The 22290-nt window shown below is 69.9% G+C and carries 22 protein-coding genes; 18 read left to right on the forward strand and 4 right to left on the reverse strand.

Features of this window, described 5'->3' with window-relative positions; all coding sequences use genetic code 11:
* Positions 1-95: 95 nt before the first annotated feature.
* The 11 genes from FB559_RS34105 to FB559_RS34155 all read left to right on the forward strand — a co-directional run bounded on the left by FB559_RS34105 (position 96) and on the right by FB559_RS34155 (position 10207).
* On the forward strand, positions 96-710 hold the full coding sequence (locus tag FB559_RS34105; protein ID WP_141961041.1) for a DUF6928 family protein: 615 nt from the start codon (positions 96-98) through the stop codon (positions 708-710).
* A gap of 85 nt (positions 711-795) precedes the next feature.
* The gene (gene pdxT / locus FB559_RS34110) at positions 796-1401 is read left to right on the forward strand and encodes a pyridoxal 5'-phosphate synthase glutaminase subunit PdxT (protein ID WP_141961042.1); all 606 of its coding nucleotides are present in this window, start codon (positions 796-798) and stop codon (positions 1399-1401) included.
* A 137-nt stretch (positions 1402-1538) separates the two neighbouring features.
* Entirely contained in the window at positions 1539-2291 is a 753-nt protein-coding gene (locus FB559_RS34115) for a YebC/PmpR family DNA-binding transcriptional regulator (protein WP_141961043.1), read from the forward strand.
* A 59-nt stretch (positions 2292-2350) separates the two neighbouring features.
* Positions 2351-3487 carry a GNAT family N-acetyltransferase gene (locus tag FB559_RS34120; protein ID WP_141961044.1) on the forward strand — a complete coding sequence of 379 codons (1137 nt, stop codon included), beginning with the start codon at positions 2351-2353 and terminating at the stop codon, positions 3485-3487.
* An 89-nt stretch (positions 3488-3576) separates the two neighbouring features.
* Positions 3577-4125 (forward strand): crossover junction endodeoxyribonuclease RuvC, encoded by a 549-nt coding sequence (gene ruvC / locus FB559_RS34125; RefSeq protein WP_141961045.1) that lies wholly within the window; start codon positions 3577-3579, stop codon positions 4123-4125.
* Positions 4125-4724 (forward strand): Holliday junction branch migration protein RuvA, encoded by a 600-nt coding sequence (ruvA, locus tag FB559_RS34130; RefSeq protein ID WP_141961046.1) that lies wholly within the window; start codon positions 4125-4127, stop codon positions 4722-4724. The genes ruvC and ruvA overlap by 1 nt, the downstream gene beginning before the upstream one ends.
* A gap of 31 nt (positions 4725-4755) precedes the next feature.
* Entirely contained in the window at positions 4756-5793 is a 1038-nt protein-coding gene (gene ruvB, locus FB559_RS34135) for a Holliday junction branch migration DNA helicase RuvB (RefSeq protein ID WP_141961047.1), read from the forward strand.
* A 154-nt stretch (positions 5794-5947) separates the two neighbouring features.
* Positions 5948-6481, forward strand: coding sequence for a preprotein translocase subunit YajC (gene yajC, locus FB559_RS34140; protein WP_246122298.1), 534 nt, complete (start codon positions 5948-5950; stop codon positions 6479-6481).
* A gap of 76 nt (positions 6482-6557) precedes the next feature.
* Complete coding sequence (gene secD / locus FB559_RS34145) at positions 6558-8342, forward strand: protein translocase subunit SecD (RefSeq protein WP_246122300.1); 1785 nt, start codon at positions 6558-6560, stop codon at positions 8340-8342.
* A complete protein-coding gene (gene secF, locus FB559_RS34150) occupies positions 8342-9532 on the forward strand; it encodes a protein translocase subunit SecF (protein ID WP_141961049.1) in 1191 nt (396 codons plus the stop codon). Before secD ends, secF begins: the two co-directional genes overlap by 1 nt.
* 135 nt (positions 9533-9667) lie before the next feature.
* Positions 9668-10207, forward strand: a complete 540-nt coding sequence (locus tag FB559_RS34155; protein WP_141961050.1) for an adenine phosphoribosyltransferase — start codon at positions 9668-9670, stop codon at positions 10205-10207.
* Position 10208: 1 nt separating this feature from the next.
* Here FB559_RS34155 and FB559_RS46340 read toward each other — a convergent pair whose 3' ends face one another.
* Positions 10209-10331: a hypothetical protein gene (locus FB559_RS46340; protein WP_281286310.1), complete on the reverse strand. Its 123-nt coding sequence runs from the start codon at positions 10329-10331 to the stop codon at positions 10209-10211.
* A gap of 413 nt (positions 10332-10744) precedes the next feature.
* Here FB559_RS46340 and FB559_RS34160 point away from each other — a divergent pair, with 413 nt between their 5' ends.
* Positions 10745-12925, forward strand: a complete 2181-nt coding sequence (locus FB559_RS34160; protein ID WP_141961051.1) for a RelA/SpoT family protein — start codon at positions 10745-10747, stop codon at positions 12923-12925.
* 51 nt (positions 12926-12976) lie between these two features.
* Here the strand turns inward: FB559_RS34160 and FB559_RS34165 are convergent, their stop codons facing one another.
* Positions 12977-14206 carry a DUF349 domain-containing protein gene (locus FB559_RS34165; RefSeq protein ID WP_141961052.1) on the reverse strand — a complete coding sequence of 410 codons (1230 nt, stop codon included), beginning with the start codon at positions 14204-14206 and terminating at the stop codon, positions 12977-12979.
* A gap of 217 nt (positions 14207-14423) precedes the next feature.
* A complete protein-coding gene (locus FB559_RS34170) occupies positions 14424-15269 on the reverse strand; it encodes a peptidylprolyl isomerase (protein WP_141961053.1) in 846 nt (281 codons plus the stop codon).
* Positions 15270-15487: 218 nt separating this feature from the next.
* Between FB559_RS34170 and FB559_RS34175 the strand changes: the two genes are divergently transcribed.
* The 3 genes from FB559_RS34175 to aspS are packed head-to-tail and all read left to right on the forward strand — an operon-like array spanning position 15488 to position 19263.
* Positions 15488-16171, forward strand: a complete 684-nt coding sequence (locus tag FB559_RS34175) for an MBL fold metallo-hydrolase (RefSeq protein WP_141961054.1) — start codon at positions 15488-15490, stop codon at positions 16169-16171.
* 7 nt (positions 16172-16178) lie between these two features.
* Positions 16179-17441 (forward strand): histidine--tRNA ligase, encoded by a 1263-nt coding sequence (gene hisS / locus FB559_RS34180; RefSeq protein ID WP_141961055.1) that lies wholly within the window; start codon positions 16179-16181, stop codon positions 17439-17441.
* 34 nt (positions 17442-17475) lie between these two features.
* Positions 17476-19263: an aspartate--tRNA ligase gene (aspS, locus tag FB559_RS34185; RefSeq protein ID WP_141961056.1), complete on the forward strand. Its 1788-nt coding sequence runs from the start codon at positions 17476-17478 to the stop codon at positions 19261-19263.
* Positions 19264-19308: 45 nt separating this feature from the next.
* Here the strand turns inward: aspS and FB559_RS34190 are convergent, their stop codons facing one another.
* Positions 19309-20037 carry a GNAT family N-acetyltransferase gene (locus FB559_RS34190; RefSeq protein WP_185792533.1) on the reverse strand — a complete coding sequence of 243 codons (729 nt, stop codon included), beginning with the start codon at positions 20035-20037 and terminating at the stop codon, positions 19309-19311.
* 161 nt (positions 20038-20198) lie between these two features.
* Here FB559_RS34190 and FB559_RS34195 point away from each other — a divergent pair, with 161 nt between their 5' ends.
* From FB559_RS34195 to FB559_RS34205, 3 genes are all read left to right on the forward strand, one after another.
* Positions 20199-21548 carry a replication-associated recombination protein A gene (locus tag FB559_RS34195; protein ID WP_141961058.1) on the forward strand — a complete coding sequence of 450 codons (1350 nt, stop codon included), beginning with the start codon at positions 20199-20201 and terminating at the stop codon, positions 21546-21548.
* 137 nt (positions 21549-21685) lie between these two features.
* Complete coding sequence (locus FB559_RS34200; RefSeq protein WP_185792534.1) at positions 21686-22051, forward strand: DUF948 domain-containing protein; 366 nt, start codon at positions 21686-21688, stop codon at positions 22049-22051.
* A complete protein-coding gene (locus FB559_RS34205; RefSeq protein ID WP_221640322.1) occupies positions 22048-22290 on the forward strand; it encodes a DUF6167 family protein in 243 nt (80 codons plus the stop codon). The genes FB559_RS34200 and FB559_RS34205 overlap by 4 nt, the downstream gene beginning before the upstream one ends.

Below are 22290 nucleotides of genomic sequence, written 5' to 3' on the forward strand. Positions count from 1 at the left end.
CTCCCCAGCGGCGGACCGGCGGGTTACTCTGGGCGGCGGCTGACAAGCGACGGCGCCGCCGGTACGTCCGTCGGGCGCAGGAGGGGACGACGCCCATGGGTTGGTCGGTCGCGTTGGCGTGTTCGAGCGTCGGTGAGCCCGGTCGGGTGTTCCGGCCGGGGCTGGCCCAGGATCCGGAGACCGCCGCCGCGCTGGCCCGGCGGCTCTACCCGCGGTCCTCGGTCGTCGAGACCGGCGACACGATCCTCGACTTCGCTCTTTGGCCGTATGAGGACGAGCTGTTCGTCGGGGCGTACGGCGACGCGCTGGCCGTGTGCGATCGGCGCCTGTTCGGCATCGACGACCAGGCGCGCACGCTGGCCGACGAGATCGCCAAGGCGCTGCCGGGCGGCTCCTGCGGTGTGCTCGTGCTGCACAGCGTCGTGTCGGGCTGCTGGTTCCGCTGGTACGAGGACAACCGGCCGCGGCGCGACGTGTTCGTCACCGCGGACGACGGTGTCGTCGTCGACCTGGGCGACCGGCTGCCGGCCGAGGCGCCGTTCTGGGCCGGCATCGACGGCGGAGCCGGCGACGTGCCACTGCCGTTCGACTACGAGGAGTACGGCATGGCCCTGGCGAGGGAATACCTGTTCGGCCGCGACATCAGCGAGCGCGGCGCCGACGGCTTCCTCGCCCTGGAGCTGCCGCTGCGCCGCTTCAAGCTCGCCTGATTCCGGGGGAAGATCGGCATGCGCCGCCCGTGTTGTCACTGCCACTAAGCTCGAAGCCGTATTCCTCGAGTCGAAGGGCTGGTCCGTGACTGCTGTCCCGACGGTCGGCGTGCTCGCACTGCAGGGCGACGTACGCGAGCACCTCCGTGTGCTGGAGTCCTGCGGCGCGGGCACCGCGGTCGTCCGCAGGCCGGAGGAGCTCGACCGTGTCGACGGCCTGGTGATCCCGGGTGGTGAGTCCACCACCATGTGGCGGCTCGCCCGCACCTTCGACCTGCTCGAACCCCTGCGCAAGCGCGTTGAGCAGGGCATGCCCACCTATGGCTCGTGCGCCGGGATGATCATGCTCGCCGACCGCATCGTCGACGGCGCGGCCGGCCAGGAGACCATCGGCGGCATCGACATGCTCGTACGCCGCAACGCGTTCGGCCGCCAGGTCGACTCCTTCGAGAGCGACGTGGTGATGACCGGTCTCGACGCGCCGTTCCACGCGGTCTTCATCCGCGCGCCGTGGGTCGAGTCGGTGGGAGGCGAGGCCGAGGTGCTCGGCCGTGCCGCGACCGGCGACTCCGCCGGTAGGATCGTCGCCGTCCGGCAGGGCCATCTCTTCGCGACGTCGTTCCATCCCGAGCTCACCGGCGACCCGCGCATCCACGAGTACTTCCTCGCGATGGTGAAGGGGTCGTCGTGACCTCTCGGAGGACCACGTCCAGGGGAGTCCCCGCGCGCCCACGCCGCGGCAGCGCACCAGACGACAGACCTTTCTGAGATTGGAGGAAGGGGCTTACCTCTTCGGCCACCGGCCGGGGTCTCCGCCCCATAAATCAGATGAGTGGCCACTCCAAATGGGCGACGACAAAGCACAAGAAGGCGGCGGTCGACGCCAAGCGGGGCAAGCTTTTCGCCAAGCTCATCAAGAACATCGAGGTGGCGGCCCGCACCGGCGGCGGTGACCCCGACGGCAACCCGACGCTCTACGACGCCATCCAGAAGGCCCGCAAGAACTCCGTGCCCCTGGACAACATCGACCGCGCCCGCAAGCGCGGCGCCGGTGAGGAGGCCGGCGGCGCCGAGTGGCAGACGATCATGTACGAGGGTTACGGGCCCGGCGGTGTCGCGGTGCTCATCGAGTGCCTGACCGACAACCGCAACCGCGCCGCCTCCGACGTCCGCACGGCGTTGACCCGCAACGGCGGGACGCTCGCGGACCCCAACTCGGTGTCGTACATGTTCAACCGCAAGGGCGTCATCCTGCTCCCCAAGGAGGGGACCACCGAGGACGACGTCATGATGGCGGTGCTGGACGCCGGTGCCGAGGAGGTCAACGACCTCGGTGAGTCCTTCGAGGTGATCAGCGAGGCGACCGACCTCGTGGCCGTGCGCAAGGCGCTGCAGGAGGCGGGCGTGGACTACGAGTCCGCCGAGGCCAACTTCCTGCCCACCGTGAGCGTGCCGCTGGACGAGGAGAACGCCAAAAAGGTCTTCCGCCTGCTCGAGGCCCTGGAGGACAGCGACGACGTGCAGAACGTCTTCGCCAACTTCGACGTCTCCGACGAGATCATGGAGAAGATCGACGCCTGACGCGCGCGTGCCTCCCCGCCTGCGTGCGGGGAGGCACGTATGCCGTAGCGTCGTCGCTCGTGGAGATCCGCGTACCCGATCCAGACGAGATCGACGCCGTTCACGACCTGTGGATCCGTGCCTTCGGGCCCTCCAGCCGCGAGGACGCGAGGACACGGCGCGTCATCGACGAACGCCGGATGCTCGGGGTCTATGACGGGCCCCGGATGGTCGCGTGCGGTTACTTCCATGAGTTCGACCAGTGGTGGCACGGCCGTGCGGTGCCGATGGGCGGCGTGGCCGGTGTCGCCGTCGCCCCGGAGTACCGCGGCCGCGGCATCGGCCGGCGCCTCGCCACCGGGCTCCTCGACCTGATGGACGGCCGCCCGCTGTCGGCCCTGTACCCGGCGACCGCGCCGGTCTACCGGTCGGTCGGCTACGAGCACGCGGGTGCCCAGTACCTCCTGACCCTGCCGCCCGGGCCGCTGCGGACCCTCGCGAGCGGGCCCGTCAAGGTGCGCCGTGCGGGGCCCGCGGACGCCGCCGAGGTCACCGCGCTGCTGCGGCGCCTGCACGCCGACGCACGGCACGGCGGGCCGATCGACCGCGGCGAGCCGTTCATGCGTGATGTCCTGGCCGATGAGCGCGTCTACTCCTACCTCGCCGACGACGGCTTCCTGGCCTACGGATGGAAGGACGGCAGCCGGCGGCTCGCGGTCCACCGCTGCGTCGCCGGCTCGGCCGAGACCGCACGCGCGCTGTGGGCCGTGGTCGGATCCGGGTCTTCCATCGCCGAGACGGTCGAGGCCTTCGTCGCGCCGGACGACCCGATGCTGTGGCTGCTCCGCGACCGCTCCGAGGACGAGGTCCGCCGCGTCTCCTGGATGCTGCGGGTCCTCGACGCGCCCGCGGCCGTCGCCGCGCGCGGCTTTCCCGCGGCGGTCTCCGTGGACGTGCCACTGGTCGTCGACGACGAGCAGCGGCCGGGCAACGCGGGCTCGTGGCGGCTCGTGGTCGGCGCCGGGAGCGGGCGGCTCGAACGCGCGCCCGCGGAACGCGATGCGACACGGCTGCCCGCGCGCGGGCTCGCCGCCCTGTACGCGGGCGTCCCGATGGCGACGTTGCGCGGCGCCGGCATCGCCACCGGCGGCGACGCCGCCGACGCCCTCCTCGACGCGGCCTTCGCGACGACGCCGTACATGCTGGACTACTTCTGACCGCGACACGCCGCGCCGAGCCGGGCCGCGGGAGGCACCGGCCGAGTAGCCTCGCTGCGAACACGTGTTCGGGGCCGAGAGGAGTCGTCGTGCGGGTGCTGGGCGTCGATCCCGGGCTGACCAGGTGCGGAGTGGGCGTCGTCGACGGTGCCCCCGGAAAGCCGCTGCGGCTCGTGAGCGTGGGCGTGATCCGTACGAGCCCCGGCGACGAGATCGGCGTACGGCTGATCGGGCTCGAACGCGGCATCGAGGAGCTGCTCGACGCGACGAACCCCGACGCGGTCGCCGTCGAGCGGGTGTTCAGCCAGCACAACGTCTCCACGGTCATGGGCACCGCGCAGGCCGGAGCGATCGCCATCGCCTGCGGCGCGCGTCGCGGACTGCCGGTCGCCCTCCACACGCCGAGCGAGGCCAAGGCCGCGGTCACCGGCAACGGCCGCGCCGACAAGGCCCAGGTCACCACTATGGTGACCAGGCTGCTGCGGCTGGACACGCCGCCGAAGCCGGCCGACGCCGCCGACGCGCTCGCGCTGGCCATCTGCCACGTCTGGCGCGGCGGCGCGCAGGCGAAGCTCCAGGCGGCCAGGACCCGGGTGACCGGATTGGGACACGACACGAGGGACGGAAGGACGCGGTAGTGATCGCATTCGTGAACGGCCGGGTCGCCTCGGCCGGACCCGACGGGGCCGTGGTCGAGGTCGGCGGCGTCGGCCTGTCGGTCCTGTGCACGCCGGCCACGCTCGCCGGCCTGCGGGTGGGCGACCGGGCCCACGTACCCACCTCTCTCGTCGTGCGCGAGGACTCCCTCACCCTCTACGGCTTCGCCGACGACGACGAGAAGACGGTCTTCGAGCTGCTGCAGACCGCGAGCGGTGTCGGTCCACGCCTCGCCCTCGCGATGCTGGCCGTGCACACGCCGAACGCCCTGCGCCGCGCCGTCGCCACCGAAGACGTCACCGGCCTGACGAAGGTCCCCGGCATCGGCCGCAAGGGCGCCCAGCGCATCGTCCTGGAGCTGAAGGACCGCCTCGGCCTGCCCCTGGACGGCGACACGCCGATGCCGACGTTCGCCGCCGCCGCGTGGCGCGCGCAGGTGCACGCCGGGCTCACGAACCTCGGCTGGACCGCGCGTGACGCAGAGGCGGCGGTGGACGCGGTGGCCGCCGACATCGAGGGCCAGGACACCTCCGACATCGCCGCGCTGCTGAAGATGGCGATGCGGAAGCTGAGCCGGTGAGGGCCCTGTCCGCGGGCCGGGGAGGCTCGTCGTGAGCGAGGACCGTTTCGTCTCGCCGGTCGCCGACGGCGAGGAGAAGGTCATCGAGGCGGCGCTGCGCCCGAAGCGCCTGGACGAGTTCGTCGGGCAGGCGCGCGTACGCGAGCAGCTCTCCCTCGTCCTGCACAGCGCCCTGCGGCGTGGCCGTCCGCCGGACCATCTGCTGATGTCCGGACCGCCCGGCCTGGGCAAGACCACCCTCGCGATGATCATCTCCGGCGAGCTCGGCATGCCGCTGCGGATCTCCTCCGGGCCCGCCATCGAGCGGGCCGGCGACCTCGCGGCGGTGCTCTCCACGCTGTCCGAGGGCGAGGTGCTGTTCCTCGACGAGATCCACCGGATGGCGCGGCCCGCCGAGGAGATGCTCTATGTCGCGATGGAGGACTTCCGGGTCGACGTCGTCGTCGGCAAGGGGCCCGGCGCCACCGCGATCCCGCTCGACATCGCGCCGTTCACCCTGGTCGGCGCCACCACCAGGGCGGGACTGCTGCCGGCGCCGCTGCGTGACCGGTTCGGCTTCGTCGCGCACATGGACTTCTACGAACCGGCCGACCTCGAGCGGATCATCGAGCGCTCGGCGCGGCTGCTCAACGTGCGGATGGACGAGGCGGGCGGCGCCGAGATCGCCAAACGCTCGCGCGGCACGCCGCGGATCGCCAACCGGCTGCTGCGCCGCGTGCGCGACTACGCCGAGGTACGCGCCGACGGCTTCATCACCGAGCAGATCGCGCAGGACGCGCTGTCGTTGTACGAGGTCGACGCCGAGGGCCTGGACCGGCTCGACCGCGGGGTGCTCGACGCGCTGATGCGCAAGTTCGGCGGCGGACCCGTCGGGCTCTCGACACTCGCGGTCGCCGTGGGGGAGGAACCGGAGACGGTCGAGGTGGTGGCCGAGCCGTTCCTCGTGCGCAAGGGCCTCATCGCGCGCACCCCCCGTGGGCGGATCGCGACACCGGCGGCATGGCGGTACCTGGGAATCACGCCACCACTCTCGGTTGAAGGTACGCTTTTCGAAGTGACGGAGGAGTGACGAGGAACTTCCCGGCGACCTCAGTCGTCAGCTCGTTGGCGGGGTTTCGTCAACTCCTTTACACTCCGGAGCTTGTCGCCGTCGTCAGGCGACACGCCTTTCGCACGCGAATCGTCGGCGGCGGGCTGAACACCCATATCGGAAGGATGCCCCCGTGCAGGGCAACACAGAACTAACAGCGCTTACTCAACTCGCTGCTTCGAAGAGCAACCCGCTGGTCACGCTCTTGCCGGTGATCCTCATCGGTGTCGTCTTCTACTTCCTGCTCTTCCGCCCGCAGCGCAGGCGTCAACAGCAGCAGCAGCAGATGCAGCGGCAGATCGAGCCGGGCCAGCGCGTCATGACGACCGCGGGCATGCTCGCCGACGTCGTCGCCGTCGAGGACGAAGCGGTCGTCCTCGAGATCGCGCCGGGGGTCGAGGTCCGTTTCGTCAAGGCGGCCATCGGTCAGGTGCTCCCCGATGACGAGGAGATCGAGGACGAGGACGAGACCGACGACGAGGAAGTCGTCGAGCCCGAGCAGGCCGAAACGGAGGCCCAGGAAGAAGAGGCTCCCAAGGCGCGCGAGACCCTTCAGGACGACGTCGAGGCGAAGACCGAGACTCTTCCCGGCACGACCGGGAAGAAGTCGGAGGACACGCCGTTGAACGATGACGAGGACAAGTCCGGCAAGAGGCCTTCAGCCTGACCAGAGCCTGACCGCAGACAAAGGACGAAAGACGACCGTGGCTCCGCCAAACAGAAACGTTTCGAGACCGGGGCGCGTGCTACTCACGCTGCTCGTGATAGCCGTCGCCCTGGTGGGCCTGATGTTCTGGCAGGGCACAAAGACGCCCAAGCTGGCTCTTGACCTGGCCGGAGGCACCACCGTGACGCTCACGGCGGAGCCCGCGAAGGCCGGCGCCAAGATCGGCGACTCCGAGATGTCCCAGGCGATCAGCATCATGCGTGAACGCGTGAACGGCCTGGGCGTCTCCGAGGCGGAGGTCACCAAGCAGGGCAGCAACGTCATCATCGTCCAGGTCCCCGGTCAGGGGCAGGAGCGGGTCGTCAAGACGATCGGCACCACCGCCAAGCTGGAGTTCCGCCAGGTGATGGTGGCCGAGCCGGTGGGCGTCCCGCAGCAGCCGACGCCGCCCCCGGCGAGCCCGACGCCGACGCCGTCCGGCAAGGCGTCCAAGTCGCCGAAGCCGTCCGGCAGCGCCACTCCGTCGGGCAAGGCGTCACCGACGCCCAAGGGCCGCGCGCTCGCGCAGGCGCTGACGGCGGAGACCCCCAAGCCGACCACGAAGCCGTCGGGCAAGGCCGCCACTCCGGCGCCGAGCGCCACGCAGTCGCTGACTCCCGAGCAGCAACAGCAGCTCGAGCAGCAGCTCCAGGCGCAACAACAACAGCAACAGCAGCAGCAGGCCGGCGCCGAGGACTTCAGCGGCGTCGACCCGGCGGTCAAGGCGCAGTTCGACAAGCTCACCTGCACCGGCAACGACGTCGGCCAGGGCCTGACGCTCAACGCGACCAAGCAGGCCGCGATCTGCGCCCGGCCCGACCCGAAGACGCACAAGAGCGACTACAAGTTCATCCTGGCTCCCACCCAGATCTCCGGCGAGCAGGTCACCAAGGCGCAGGCACTGCCGCCGGACCCGCAGAACGGCCGGGTCCAGTGGACGGTCAGCCTCGACCTCAACGGCACCGCCACGAAGACGTTCGCCGACTTCACCTCCAAGGCCGCGGCACTGGGTGAGAACAACACCCGCAACCACTTCGCGATCGTCCTCGACGGCACCGTCTACTCCTGGCCGAGCGTCAAGGAGGCCATCACCTCCGGCAACGCCCAGATCGAGGGCCAGTTCGGGCAGCAGGAGGCCACCGACCTGGCGAACGTGCTGAAGTACGGCGCGCTGCCGCTGAAGTTCAACCAGAGCTCGATCGAGTCGGTCTCGGCGACCCTCGGCAAGGACCAGCTCACCGCGGGCCTGACCGCGGGCGCGATCGGTCTCGGCCTCGTCGTGCTCTACTGCCTGTTCTACTACCGCGGCCTGGGCTTCGTCGCGATCTCCAGCCTGGTGATCGCCGGTTGCCTGACGTATGAGTCGATCGTGCTTCTCGGCAAGGCCATCGACTTCCGTATGTCGCTGGCCGGCATCGCCGGTGCGATCGTGGCGATCGGTATCACCGCCGACTCGTTCGTCGTCTTCTTCGAACGACTACGCGATGAGATCCGTGAGGGGCGCAGCCTGCGCACGGCCGTCGAGCGAGGCTGGCACCGTGCCCGGCGTACGATCATCGTCGCGGACGCGGTCTCGTTCATCGCCGCGCTGCTGCTCTACTGGTTCGCCATCGGCGGGGTCAAGGGCTTCGCGTTCACGCTGGGTCTGACCACGCTGATCGACGTGATCGTGGTGTTCTTCTTCACCAAGCCGCTCGTCACGATCCTGGCGCGGACGAGGTTCTTCGGTGGCGGTCACCGGTTCTCCGGACTCGATCCGAGCACACTGGGCACGACGAAGAGACGTACCAACGCCCGTCCGACCAGCACCAAGGAGGCCTGATGTCACGCCTCGGCAACATCGGCGGCCGACTTCACCGCGGCGAGGTCTCCCTGGACTTCGTGGGGCGGCAGAAGACCTGGTATGCCATCTCCGGCCTCATCCTGGTCATCAGCATCGTCTCGCTGCTCACCCTCGGCCTCAACTTCGGCGTCGAGTTCAAGGGCGGCACCGTCTTCCAGTTCCCGGGCAAGCCGGGCGCCACGACGTCGGAGGCCCGTGACGCGGTCAAGAACTCCGGGGTCGTCAAGGAAGACCCGATCGTCCAGAAGACCGGCACGGGCTGGCGAGTGCAGACCGAGACCCTCACCTCCGACAACGTCGCCGCCGTGCAGAGGTCGGTGCAGAAGGAGTTCGCGCTCTCCAAGCCCGACGACGTCAGTCCGCAGACGGTCGGTGCCAGCTGGGGCAAGGACATCTCCTCGAAGGCGCTCGAGGGCCTGATCGTCTTCCTGATCGCGATCGTGATCTACCTGTCCATCGCGTTCGAGTGGCGGATGGCGGTCGCGGCGCTCATCGCACTCGCGCACGACATCCTCATCACGATCGGTGTCTACTCGCTGGTGCAGTTCGAGGTGACACCGTCCTCGGTGGTCGGCCTGCTGACGATCCTCGGTTATTCGCTGTACGACACCGTGGTGGTGTTCGACAAGGTGCGGGAGAACACCCGTTCGCTGACCACGTCGAACTCCATGACCTACAGCCAGGCGGCCAACCTGGGTCTCAACCAGACCCTGGTCCGGTCGATCAACACTTCGGTGATCGCCCTGCTGCCCGTGGCCGGACTGCTGTTCATCGGGGCCGGAGTCCTGGGTGCGGGCACGCTCAAGGACCTGGCGCTCGTGCTGTTCGTCGGCATGCTGGCCGGCGCCTACTCCTCGATCTGCATCGCCACGCCGATCCTCGCGGACCTGCAAGAACGGCAGGAAAAATACCGCACACTGGCCAAGCGGGTGCAGGCCAAGGCGACCAGCGCCAAGCGCAGGTCCAAGACGGCGGCGGGGCCGCAGGGGCCCGCCGAGGTCACGGACGGCGGCGAGGACGAGGTCCAGGACACGGTTCCGGCCGAGGACGAGACCGACGAGACGACCTCGGTCGGCGCCGGCAGGTTCCGCATGGTGCAGCAGGGACCGCGGCAGCAGCCGCGGCGTGCGGGCTCCAAGGGCCGGCCGAGCGGCAAGAAGAAGCGCTGACCGACCTCGCGCGACATCCGGCGGGCGGTACCCCCCGAAATCGGGGGGTACCGCCCGCCGTAGCGTGTACCGTCTTCGGGGGCTTCCGCCCCTGTTCCCCACGCCGGCCATGGCGAAGCGTTGTCAAGGAGGATCGTGACCAGGCGCCCCGTCGACCTGACGCAGCTGATCATCGACCGGATCCGGGACGTCCCGGACTACCCCAAGCCGGGCGTGACCTTCAAGGACATCACTCCGCTGCTCGCCGACCACGCCGCCTTCGCGGCCGTCATCGACGCCATCGTCGCGCACTACGGCCGTGGCACCATCGACAAGGTGGCCGGCGTCGAGGCGCGCGGTTTCATCCTGGCCGCTCCGGTGGCGTACCACTTCGGCGCCGGGTTCGTCCCGGTACGCAAGAAGGGCAAGCTGCCCTCGTCGACGTACGCGGAGAGCTACGACCTGGAGTACGGCAGCGAGACGATCGAAGTGCACCAGGACGCGTTCACGCCGGGGGAGCGGGTTCTCATCGTCGACGACGTCCTCGCCACCGGCGGCACCGCCAGGGCCACCGCGGAGCTCGTACGCCGGACCGGCGCGCAGGTCGCCGGGCTGTCGGTGCTCATGGAGCTGGGCTTCCTGAACGGCCGCGAGAAGCTGGCCGATCTCGACCTCCACGCGATGGTCACCGTCTGAGTCACAGCCTGGCCAGCGCGATGAGCAGCACGACGACGGCGAGGCCGAAGAGCAGGATGAGATTGCGGGCCTGGGTGCCCATGCCCTGGAATCGGTCGTACGGCTCGTACGGGCTGTCGGACACCAGGAACCATGACCAAGATCATGTCCCATCCCGCCGCGATCCGGGCACCCGCCCTCCCGGGGAGGGACGGTGGGTACGGCGCGATCCCGGTCGCTCTCGGCTTTTCTACTGATCGGACCGGAATGGTGGATCGGCGCAGAGTGGAATTCCAGTGCCGCTAAACTGGTGTTCCGACGCAGGCATGGGGAGGCTGAGTGCCCGGTGAGGTGGTGTCAACCGACAACGCGGCGTCCGATGCCGTGTCCGATGTCGAGCTGACTCCGCACATCACGCCCCAGACGCTTCCGGCGCCCGACAGCACAGACGCTTCCGCACCGGACGAGGGCGATCGGACTCCCTCAGGCCCGGCTGCGCCCTCGGCCGCCCGGGTCCGCCGGCGGCTCTCCCGGCTCGGCGCCCAGCGTGGACCCATCATGAATCCTGTACTCGAACCCCTGATCAAGACGCTGCGCAACACGCATCCCAAGGCGGACGTGCGCCTTGTCGAGCGCGCCTACGACGTCGCGGCGCACCACCACCGCGAGCAGAAGCGCAAGAGCGGCGACCCGTACATCACCCACCCGCTCGCGGTGGCCACGATCCTCGCCGAGCTCGGCATGAACACCGAGACGCTGTGCGCCGCGCTGCTGCACGACACGGTCGAGGACACCACCTACACCCTCGACCAGCTGAGGGGCGACTTCGGCGACGTGATCGCCGCGCTGGTCGACGGGGTGACCAAGCTCGACAAGGTCAAGTACGGCGAGGCGGCCGAGGCCGAGACCGTGCGCAAGATGGTCGTCGCCATGTCCCGCGACATCCGGGTCCTCGTGATCAAGCTGGCCGACCGCCTGCACAACATGCGCACCCTGCGTTACCTGCCGCGGCACAAGCAGGAGCGCAAGGCACGCGAGACGCTGGAGATCTTCGCGCCGCTGGCCCACCGCCTCGGCATGAACACCCTCAAGTGGGAGCTGGAGGACCTCGCCTTCCAGACGCTCTACCCCAAGCGGTTCGACGAGATCGCGCGGCTGGTGTCGGAGCGGGCGCCCCGGCGCGACGTGTACCTCCAGGACGTCATCCAGCACGTCTCCAAGGACCTGCGCGAGGCCAAGCTCAAGGCGACCGTCAAGGGACGCCCGAAGCACTACTACTCGATCTACCAGAAGATGATCGCCCGCGAGCTGAGCTTCGAGGACATCTACGACCTCGTCGGCATCCGCGTGCTCGTCGACACCGTACGCGACTGTTATGCCGCTCTCGGCACCATCCACGCGCGATGGAACCCGGTCCCCGGCCGGTTCAAGGACTACATCGCGATGCCGAAGTTCAACATGTACCAATCGCTGCACACCACGGTGATCGGTCCCGAGGGCAAGCCGGTCGAGCTGCAGATCCGCACGCGCGCCATGCACAACCGCGCCGAATACGGCATCGCGGCCCACTGGAAGTACAAGGAAGAGACCGTCGGCGACGGCGGCGGCACCCCCGCCGGCGCGGGCAAGGCCGGCGACATGGCCTGGCTGCGGCAGCTCCTCGACTGGCAGCGGGAGACCACCGACCCGGCCGAGTTCCTGGAGTCGCTGCGCTTTGACCTGTCGGTCTCGGAGGTCTTCGTCTTCACCCCGAAGGGGCAGGTCCTCGCGCTGCCGCAGGGTGCCACGCCGGTGGACTTCGCGTACGCGATCCACACCGAGGTGGGCAACCGCACGATCGGCGCCCGGGTCAACGGACGGCTCGTCCCGCTGGAGTCGACCCTCGACAACGGCGACACCGTGGAGATCTTCACCTCCAAGTCGCCGGACGCCGGCCCCAGCCGTGACTGGCTCCACTTCGTCAAGAGCGCCCGCGCCCGTAACAAGATCAAGCACTGGTTCTCCAAGGAGCGCCGGGAGAGCGCGATCGAGCAGGGCAAGGAGTCCCTGGCCCGCGCGATGCGCAAGCAGAACCTCCCGCTCCAGCGCATGCTGTCCGGTGAGGCCCTGCTGACGCTGGCGCACGACATGCACTACGCCGACGTCTCCGCGCTCTACGCGGCGATCGGCGAGAGCCACGTCTCGGCCCAGAACATCGTGCGCAAGCTCGTCGACGTGCTCGGCGGCGACACCGCGGAGGACCTCGCCGAGACCGCGATCCCGACCCGCAAGCGCCGCTCCCGCCCGGCGGGCGACCCCGGCGTCGTGGTCGCCGGCGACCCGGACGTGTGGGTACGCCTGTCCCGATGTTGCACCCCGGTGCCGGGTGATGAGATCGTCGGCTTCGTCACGCGCGGCAACGGCGTCTCGGTGCACCGGGTCGACTGCGTCAACGTCACCAACCTGCAGACCCAGCCCGACCGCATGGTGGACGTCAAATGGTCGCCGGGCGAGGACTCGGTCTTCCTCGTGGCCATCCAGGTCGAGGCGCTCGACCGCCCGAGGCTGCTCTCCGACATCACCCGCGTGCTGTCCGACCAGCACGTCAACATCCTGTCGGCGTCGGTGGCGACCAACCGCGACCGCGTCGCGGTGAGCCGGTTCAGCTTCGAGATGGGCGACCCCAAGCACCTGGGCCACGTCCTCAAGGCCGTGCGTTCGGTCGACGGCGTCTACGACGTCTACCGCGTCACCAGCTGAGCGCCGAAAAGCCGCAGACCCGGAGGGCCTGCGGCTCCGCGGACGGTGCCTTCAGGAAAGCTCGGACAGGGTGTGCTCGGCCTCGGCGAGCCAGGCGCGGCGTGCCGTCAGGGCTTCCTCGTTGTCCTTGACGTCCTTGTCGCGTCCGGCGTTACGGGCCTTCTCCAGCCGGGTCTCGAGCTGCTCGATCGAGGCGCGCAGCTGCGCGACGGTCGCCTCGGCACGCGCTCGTGCCTCGGGGTTGGTCCGCCGCCACTCCGACTCCTCGGCGCCACGGACCGCTTCCTCGATCTTGCGCAGCCGGCCCTCGAGCCGCTCGCGTGAGTCGCGGGGGACCATGCCGATGGCCTCCCAGCGCTCCTGGATCGACCGCAGCGCCTGCCGGGAGGCACGTATGTCGCGCACCGGGACCAGGCGCTCGGCCTCGGCCAGGAGCTTCTCCTTGGCCTCGGCGTGCTCCTGGAACTCCGCGTCGCGCTCGGCGAAGACCGCCGAACGGGCCGTGAAGAACATGTCCTGAGCGCCCTTGAACCGGGCCCACAGGTCCTCTTCGGCATCACGGGAAGCGCGACCGGCCAGCTTCCACTGGCGCATCAGCTCGCGGTACGCGGCGGCGGTCGGTCCCCAGTCGGTCGAGCCGGACAGCGCCTCGGCCTCCGCGACCAGGCGCTCCTTTTCCGACCGTGCCTGCTCGCGCTCGCCCTCGAGGTTGGAGAAGTAGGCCTTGCGACGCTTGGTGAAGGAGTTGCGTGCCGAGGACAGGCGCTTCCACAGTGCCGTCTCGGTGGGGCGGTCGACCCGCTCGGCGGCCTTCCACTCCTCGACCAGCTGACGCAGCCGCTCGCCGCCGTTCTTCCAGTGCGTCTCCTCGGCCGAGATCCGCTCGGCCTCGGCGACGATGCGCTCCTTGACCTCGCGGGCCTGGACGCGCGCCTGGTCGCGAGCGACCTTGAGCTGCTCGCGGCGTTCGCCCAGCAGTGAGGTGAGACCGTCGAGCCGGCGGCCGAGCCCGTCCAGGTCACCGACGGCGTGCGCCTCGGTCACGGACTCACGGAGGCGGGCGATGGTGTGCTCCGCCTGGGCGGCCGCCAGATCGGTCGTCTTGATCCGCTGCTCGAGCAGATCGACCTCGGTGACCAGGGCGTCGTACTTGCGCCGGAAGTAGGCCAGGGCCTCCTCGGGCGCACCGGCCTGCCAGGATCCGACCGTGCGTTCCCCGTCCGCCGTGCGTACGTAGACGGTCCCGTCCTCGTCCACCCGGCCCCACGGATCAGTGCTCACGACCGCCCTCCCAGGTCAGTGGCGTGGCCGCCGTGAGCCGCCATACGGCCTTCACGACGTCCCGCCCGGCTGCCGCGGGACTCCCCAAGGGTTCGGTGGCGCTGCACACCGCTGCCTCCTGTGTCAGAGCCCGGAGCGTCCCCTCACACACCGGGCCCACCATGATGAACGACCATGGGAGTAGCGCTCCCGCAGGCCACCCTAGCCAATCGCATTGCTACATCTTCGCGACGGTGAGGTCTTTTATTTCGATTTTCTTCTTTGGGGCGGTGTTCCCGGCTTGGTCGGCGGGTTCCGCGCCGGCCTTGGCGACGGAGTCGACGATGTCCATTCCCTGAGTGATCTGACCGAAGACGGTGTAGTCGGCGGGCAGCGGAGAATCGCCGTAGACGATGAAGAACTGGCTCCCGTTGCTGTTCGGAGCGTCGCTGTGCGCCATCGCGATGACGCCGCGCTTGTACGTGGCCTGGCCGGACTTGGCGGCCTTGGGGACGTTCTCATTCCCGAAGCCGTAGGAGGGGCCGCCCGTTCCCGTTCCGGTGGGGTCGCCGCATTGCAACACCTTGATACCCTCGGTGACCAGCCGATGACATTTGGTGTTGTTGAAGAATTTCTTGCTCGCCAGATACTTGAACGAGTTCACCGTGCACTTGGCCTTGGTGCCGTCCACACTGGCGACGATCGTGCCGAGGCTGGTGTCGAGCGTCATTCGGTAGGTGCCCTTGACGGGCTTCGCCGGAGGCTTGCCGACGTTCTTCGCACCCTGAGCCGCCGCGGCGGGCAAAGGCTGGTAGGCGCATTGCCCCGGCTTGGCCGAAACACTGGCCGCGGGGCTCGGCGTGGCGGCCGGCGTCGACGACGCCGCGGCGGCCGTGGTCTTCTTCTTCGCCGGCCCGTTCATGGCGAAGGCGATGGCCCCGCTGCCCCCCGCGATCACGACGACGGCGATGACCGTCCCAATGATCTTCATCCGGCGGGCCCTGGCCTGCCGGATCGCGCGGCGCTGCAACTGGCGCTCGTAGCGCTGCCGCGCCAGCTCCTTCTTGCGGTCTTTACCCGCCACCGGTCTCGCACCCCTTGATTCGCGTCGTGAACTGGGAAACGTGCTGCGCATCGTAGCGGTCCCGGCCGGTATTTTGGCCACGCACCACAGAGGCGCCCAAACCAGCCGAACATCGGCACGTGTCGACCACTCCACGCTATGCGTTCGCGATAGCGCACGCGCCGCCGGTACGCTCAAGCTGCCACCAGCCGTAAGAGTGGCCATAAGAAAGGACGATCGTGCTCATCGCCACGTTCCCCGCTGGAGCCTTCGCGACGAACTGCTATGTCGTGGCGACCGCGGCGGGGGAGGAGTGCGTGATCATCGACCCCGGGCAGGACGCCGAGGCGATGGTCTACGACGTCCTGCGCGAACACCGGCTCAAGCCGGTCGCGGTGGCGCTGACCCACGGCCACATCGACCACGTCTGGTCCGTGGCGCCGGTCTGCGGCGCCCGCGACGTCCCGGCCTACATCCACGCCGCCGACCGGGCCCTGCTGTCCGACCCGGCGAAGGGCTTCCCGCCGGAGGTCGGCCGCCAGCTGCTCGGCGGCCTGACGTTCAGCGAGCCGGACGACGTACGCGAGCTGGGCGACGGGGAGACCCTGACGCTCGCCGGCCTGGACTTCGTCGTCGACCACGCGCCCGGCCATACACCGGGCTCGGTGACGTTCCGGCTCGCCGCCGAGCCCGTGATGTTCTCCGGCGACCTGCTGTTCGCCGGCTCGATCGGACGTACCGACATGCCGGGCGGCGACTACGCGACGATCATGGAAAGCCTGGCCCGCGTGTGCCTGCCGCTGCCGGACGAGACCGCGGTGCTGCCCGGCCACGGCGCCAAGACCACGATCGGCCAGGAGCGGACGGCCAACCCCTTCCTCAAGGAGTCGGCCCCGTTCGACGGCCCGCACAGGGGACTTTGACCAGCAGATGAGCTTCGACTTCCGGGCGCCCAAGGGCGTCAACGAGTACGTTCCGCCGCGCTCGGCGACCTACCTCGCCGCGCGCGACGCCTTCGCGGCCACGGCGAGGCGCGCGGGCTATTCCTACCTCGAGCTGCCGGTGTTCGAGGACACCGCGCTGTTCTCACGTGGTGTGGGCGAGTCGACCGACGTCGTGTCCAAGGAGATGTACACCTTCGAGGACCGTGGCGGACGTTCGATCACGCTGCGCCCGGAGTTCACCGTGGGTGTGCTCCGCTCGGTGCTCCAGCACAATCTGCACCGGGGCGAACTGCCGGTGAAGGTCTGGGCCACCGGCCCGGCGTTCCGCTACGAACGCGCCCAGGCCGGGAGATACCGGCAGTTCTACCAGGTCGACCTGGAGGCGATCGGCTCGGAGGACCCGGCGGTCGACGTCGAGACGATCGCCCTCGCGTGGGACTGGTACCGCGAGCTGGGCCTCACGAGGCTCACTCTCAACCTCAACTCGCTCGGCTGCCGCGAGTGCCGGCCGGTCTACCGCGCGGCGCTCCAGGAGTTCCTGCGCGGGCTCGACCTGGACGAGGACACCCGCGCCCGGGTCGAGATCAACCCGCTCCGGGTGCTGGACGACAAGCGGCCCGATGTCCGTGCCCAGGTGGAGAACGCCCCGTTGGTCACCGACTACCTCTGCGGCACCTGCAAGGCCCACCACGACAAGGTCCGCGAGCTGCTCGCCGACCTGGCGATCCCCTGGACGGACGAGCCCCGGCTCGTGCGGGGCCTCGACTACTACACGCGCACCACGTTCGAGTTCGACCACCCGCTGCTCGGCTCCCAGTCCGGGATCGGCGGCGGTGGCCGCTACGACGGGCTGTCCGAGGAGATCGGCGGCCCCTCGCTGCCCGGCATCGGCTTCGGGCTCGGCCTGGACCGTACGGTGCTCGCCATGGAGGCCGAGGAGGTCGCGGCCACGGCCGGCACGCCGGTCGGCGTGTACGGCGTGCCGCTCGGCGAGGAGGCACAGCGCAGGATCTTCGGTCTCGTGACCGAGCTGCGCCGGGCCGGGATCGCCGCCGACATGTCCTACGACGGCAAGAAGATCAAGGGCGCCATGCGCGGCGCCGACCGGTCCGGCGCGGCTTACGCCGTGATCCTGGGCGACCGCGACCTCATCGAGGGCGCCGCGCAGGTCAAGGACATGGTCACCGGCGAGCAGGAGGCCGTACCGCTCGACCGCGTCGCCGACGTGCTCAAGGAGAAGCTGGGCTGAGACCCGGCTCGCAGACAGAAGGGCTTTCGCAGAAATGATCCGCACACATGAGGCGGGTTCGCTCCGCCGCGAGCACGCCGGACAGCAGGTCGTGCTCGCCGGCTGGGTCGCGCGCCGCCGCGACCACGGAGGCGTCACGTTCATCGACCTGCGTGACGCGTCCGGCATCGCGCAGGTCGTCTTCCGTGAGGAAGACTCAGTACACGACCTCCGCTCGGAGTTCTGCGTCAAGATCACCGGCGAGGTCCGGGTGCGCCCGGGGGGCAACGAGAACGCCGAGATCCCGACCGGTGACATCGAGGTCGCCGCCACCGAGATCGAGGTGCTGAGCGAGTCGGCACCGCTGCCGTTCCCGATCGAGACCGACGTCAACGTCAACGAGGAGGTGCGGCTGAAGTACCGCTACCTCGACATCCGCCGCGAGGCCCAGGCCCGCGCCCTGCGGGTGCGCTCCACGGCGTCCTACATCGTGCACGACGTGCTGCGCGGCCACGGTTTCGTCAACGTCGAGACGCCGACGCTGACGCGGTCCACGCCCGAGGGCGCGCGCGACTTCCTGGTGCCCGTACGCCTCAAGCCCGGCCATTGGTACGCCCTGCCGCAGTCGCCCCAGCTGTTCAAGCAGCTGCTCATGGTCTCCGGGCTGGAGCGCTACTACCAGATCGCCCGCTGCTACCGCGACGAGGACTCCCGCGCCGACCGGCAGCCGGAGTTCACCCAGATCGACATCGAGATGTCCTTCGTCGAGCAGGAGGACGTCCTGGGCGTCGCCGAGGACCTCGTCGGCCGGCTCTGGAGCGAGGTCGCGGAATACGAGATCCCGCGGCCGATCCCGCGCATGACGTACGCGGACGCGATGAGCCGCTTCGGCTCGGACAAGCCGGACCTGCGCTTCGGCAACGAGATCGTCGAGATGACGGAGTTCTTCAAGGACACGCCCTTCCGCGTCTTCCAGGCGCCGTACGTCGGCGCGGTCGTGATGCCGGGTGGCGGGGCGCAGACCCGCAAGGAGCTGGACGGCTGGCAGGACTGGGCCAAGGCGCGCGGGGCCAAGGGCCTCGCCTACGTCCTCGTCCAGCAGGACGGCACGCTCGGCGGCCCGGTGGCCAAGAACCTCTCCGACGCCGAGCGCGCGGGCCTGGCCGACAGGGTCGGCGCCGCGCCCGGCGACGCCGTCTTCTTCGGCGCCGGCAAGCAGCACTCCACACAGGAGCTCCTGGGCGCGGCACGGCTGGAGATCGGCCGCCGCGGCAAGCTGATCGACGAGTCGCAGTGGGCGTTCGTGTGGGTCGTGGACGCGCCCATGTTCGAGGAGACGGATGAGGGCGGCTGGACGGCCGTGCACCATCCCTTCACCTCGCCCAAGACAGAGTGGGCCGACGGCTTCCAGGACAAGCCCGGCGAGGCGCTGGCCAACGCGTACGACATCGTCTGCAACGGCAACGAGATCGGCGGCGGCTCGATCCGTATCCACCGCGCCGAGATGCAGCAGCGGGTGTTCGACACGCTCGGCCTGGCGCGCGAGGAGGCCGAGGAGAAGTTCGGCTTCCTGCTGGAGGCGTTCAACTACGGACCGCCCCCGCACGGCGGCATCGCCTTCGGCTGGGACCGGATCGTCATGCTGCTTGCGGGCCGCGACACGATCCGCGACGTGATCGCCTTCCCGAAGGCGGCGTCCGGCTTCGACCCGCTGACCGCCGCGCCGACGCCGATCACGGCCGAACAGCGCAAGGAGGCCGGTGTGGACGCCAAGCCCGAGGGCCCGGCCGCGCCACCGAACGAGCCCGGCCACATAGTCCGTCCCTCGGAGGAGCGCTACTGAGGCCCGCACCGCGCCGGACGGGCTCGTCCGTCCGGCGCGGACCCCTCAGGCCGGAGGCTTCAGGACTCCGCTCGTCATCGCGCGGTCCACGGTGAAGCCGAGACGGTCATACATCCGCAGGCCGACCGTGTTGTCGGCGTAGACGCCCAGCGTCACCACGTCGCACCCCTCGGCGAACATCCGGCGCATCGCCCAGGCCGTGATCGACGGGCCGAGCGCACGGCCGCGTACGCCGGTGTGGACGGCGATCGCCGAGATGTGACCGACCCCGGAGGCGGCGGTGGTGTCGGCCAGGCAGGCGACCAGCCGGCCGTCCTCGCGGATCTCCGCCCAGCGCCGTACCTTGGCGTCGCCCGGCCAGGCGGACGTGCCAGGGCTCACGAGCGTGAGCAGCTCGGTGATCGCCTCCTCGTCCTCGGACCAGCGGGCCGCGGCCTCGGCCGGCTGCCGCGGCGGGCCCGCGTAGGCGGCGCGGAAGTGCCAGTCGGAGCGCTGGGACAGCGGGAGCGGCGTACCCCGCGGAACGATCACGCGGATCCCCTCGGGGACCTGGTCGCGTACGCCGAACACCAGCTCCGGCGTCCGGTCCGGAGGTCCCAGCGCGACCAGTGACCGGATGCGGTCCTCGGAGTCGTACGCGGTGAAGGCGACCGCGCGGCCGTCGGCGTTGCGCCAGGCGGGCCCGCGACGGGCACCGCGCACGCCGCGCACGAACGGGTCAGGACCGGTGAGGCAGAGGACGTCGTCCATCGAGCAGGAGGGCCAGGAGGACATGGCCTCCAGGATAAGGATGGCGAGGTGGTTCCGGCACGAGAGTGTCCTGGAACGGACACGGCACCCATCCCTGGACATGCCGCCGTCGCCGCGTCCGCGATACATGGGCGCCGTCCGGGCGTGCGTGCCGCGCCGTCCGGGCGTGCGGATAGTGTCGGGACGTGGCGCGCAGGGACGACGAGCAGGCCGACAGCCTCTTCGACACACAGGCGGAGGAGGCCGAGCGGGCGAACGCGCCGCTCGCCGTGCGGATGCGCCCGCGCGGGCTCGACGAGGTGGTGGGGCAGGAGCATCTGCTCGGGCCGGGCACACCCCTGCGGCAGCTCGTCGAGCGTGACACCGCGATGTCGCTGCTCCTGTGGGGTCCACCGGGCACCGGCAAGACGACGCTCGCGTACGTCGTCAGCCAGGCGACGCGACGGCGGTTCGTGGAGATCTCGGCCGTCTCCGACGGCATCAAGCAGGTGCGGGCCGCCATCGACCAGGCCAAGACCGAGCTCGGCATGCGCGGCCGGCAGACGGTCATGTTCGTCGACGAGGTGCACCGCTTCAACAAGGCCCAGCAGGACGCCCTGCTGCCGGCCGTGGAGAACCGCTGGGTCTCCTTCATCGGCGCGACCACGGAGAACCCCTTCTTCTCGGTGATCAGCCCGTTGCTGTCCCGTTCGCTGCTGCTCACGCTCGAACCGCTCGGCGACGACCAGCTCCGCGCGGTGATCCGGCGTGCTCTCGCCGACGAACGCGGGCTGGCCGGCGTCACGAGCCTCACCGGCCCGGCCGAGGACCACCTCGTACGCCTCGCGGGCGGCGACGCGCGGCGCGCGCTCACCTACCTGGAGGCCGCCTCCTACGTCGCGACGGCCGGCGAGCCGATCGACGTGGACATCCTGGAAAAGGCGGTCGACCGCGCCGCGGTCCGCTACGACCGCGAGGGCGACCAGCACTACGACGTCATCAGCGCGTTCATCAAGAGCATCCGTGGTTCCGACGTCGATGCCGCGCTGCACTACCTGGCCCGCATGATCGAGGCCGGCGAGGACCCGCGCTTCATCGCCCGGCGCCTCATCGTGCACGCCAGCGAGGACGTGGGCATGGCGGACCCGACCGCGCTGCAGACCGCGACCGCCGCGGCGCACGCGGTGGAGTTCGTCGGCCTGCCGGAGGCCCGCATCAACCTCGCCCAGGCCGTCATCCACCTCTCCCTGGCGCCCAAGTCCAACGCCGTCGTGCGGGCGATCGGCGAGGCGAGCGCCGACGTCAGGCGCGGCCTGGTGGGCCCGGTTCCCGCGCACCTGCGCGACGCGCACTACAAGGGCGCGCAGAAGCTCGACCACGGCAAGGGCTACAAGTACGCCCACGACTTCCCCGGCGGCGTGGCCGAACAGCAGTACGCCCCCGACGTCGTGGCGGGGCAGGAGTACTACCACCCCACCAAGCACGGCATGGAGTCGCGCTTCTCCGAGGTCGTCGAACGCCTGCGCGCCGTTTTGCGCGGCACCCGGCAGGACTGAGCCCGCGGGACGCCACGTGGTGGCCGGTTCAGGGCATGTCCGCACGGACACGTCGGTTCGCGTGACCTCCGGCGAGGTGAGGGGGACGGTATGGTCTGTCCGACCAGGTTCACCGCGAGCCGAGGGAGAGGGAGCCGATGCTGAGTGGCGGACAGGTGGCCGGCCTGATCGTGGCCGTGTTCTGGGCGATTCTTGTCGCCTTCCTCGCCTTTGTGCTGCTGCGGCTGGCCAAGCTGCTGAAGGAGGCCACCAAGATGGTCTCCGACCTCGGTGAGCAGGCCGGCCCACTGCTGGACGACATGACCGACACGGTCACGCGGGCCGGTGAGCAACTCGACCGGGTCGACCTGATAACCAAGAGCGTCGGCAGTGTCACCCAGAACGCCGCCGCGGTCACGACCACGGTCACCTCGGTGGTCGGCGGTCCGCTCGTGAAAGCGGCCGCCTTCTCCTATGGTGTCCGTAAGGCCATTGGTTCGCGCAACCAGGACGGCAAGCGGTGATCCGCCGGCTGTTCTGGCTGGTCCTGGGGGGCACTCTCGGTGCCTGGGCCGCCTTCCGGCTCAAGCGCCTCATGCGTGCCCTGACACCCCAGGCCCTCGTGCACCAGGCCTCCGGAGTCGGCCAGACCGTACGCGGCTTCACCGACGACGTTCGCAACGCCATGCACGCGCGCGAGGACGAGCTGCGGGACGCGCTCGGCCTCGACGCGCCCACCGAGACAGACAAGGACCACCACTGA

This window comes from Actinoallomurus bryophytorum (assembly GCF_006716425.1).
In the GTDB taxonomy this organism is placed as follows: Bacteria; Actinomycetota; Actinomycetes; order Streptosporangiales; family Streptosporangiaceae; genus Actinoallomurus; species Actinoallomurus bryophytorum.

Bases quoted from the DNA above. Each gene is read 5' to 3' on its own strand.
- FB559_RS34105 (WP_141961041.1), top strand. From the start codon at position 96: ATGGGTTGGTCGGTCGCGTTGGCGTGTTCGAGCGTCGGTGAGCCCGGT.
- FB559_RS34190 (WP_185792533.1), bottom strand. From the start codon at position 20,037: ATGTCCTCCTGGCCCTCCTGCTCGATGGACGACGTCCTCTGCCTCACC.
- aspS (WP_141961056.1), top strand. From the start codon at position 17,476: ATGATCCGCACACATGAGGCGGGTTCGCTCCGCCGCGAGCACGCCGGA.
- secF (WP_141961049.1), top strand. From the start codon at position 8,342: ATGTCACGCCTCGGCAACATCGGCGGCCGACTTCACCGCGGCGAGGTC.
- FB559_RS34160 (WP_141961051.1), top strand. From the start codon at position 10,745: ATGAATCCTGTACTCGAACCCCTGATCAAGACGCTGCGCAACACGCAT.
- hisS (WP_141961055.1), top strand. From the start codon at position 16,179: ATGAGCTTCGACTTCCGGGCGCCCAAGGGCGTCAACGAGTACGTTCCG.
- FB559_RS34200 (WP_185792534.1), top strand. From the start codon at position 21,686: ATGCTGAGTGGCGGACAGGTGGCCGGCCTGATCGTGGCCGTGTTCTGG.
- FB559_RS34115 (WP_141961043.1), top strand. From the start codon at position 1,539: ATGAGTGGCCACTCCAAATGGGCGACGACAAAGCACAAGAAGGCGGCG.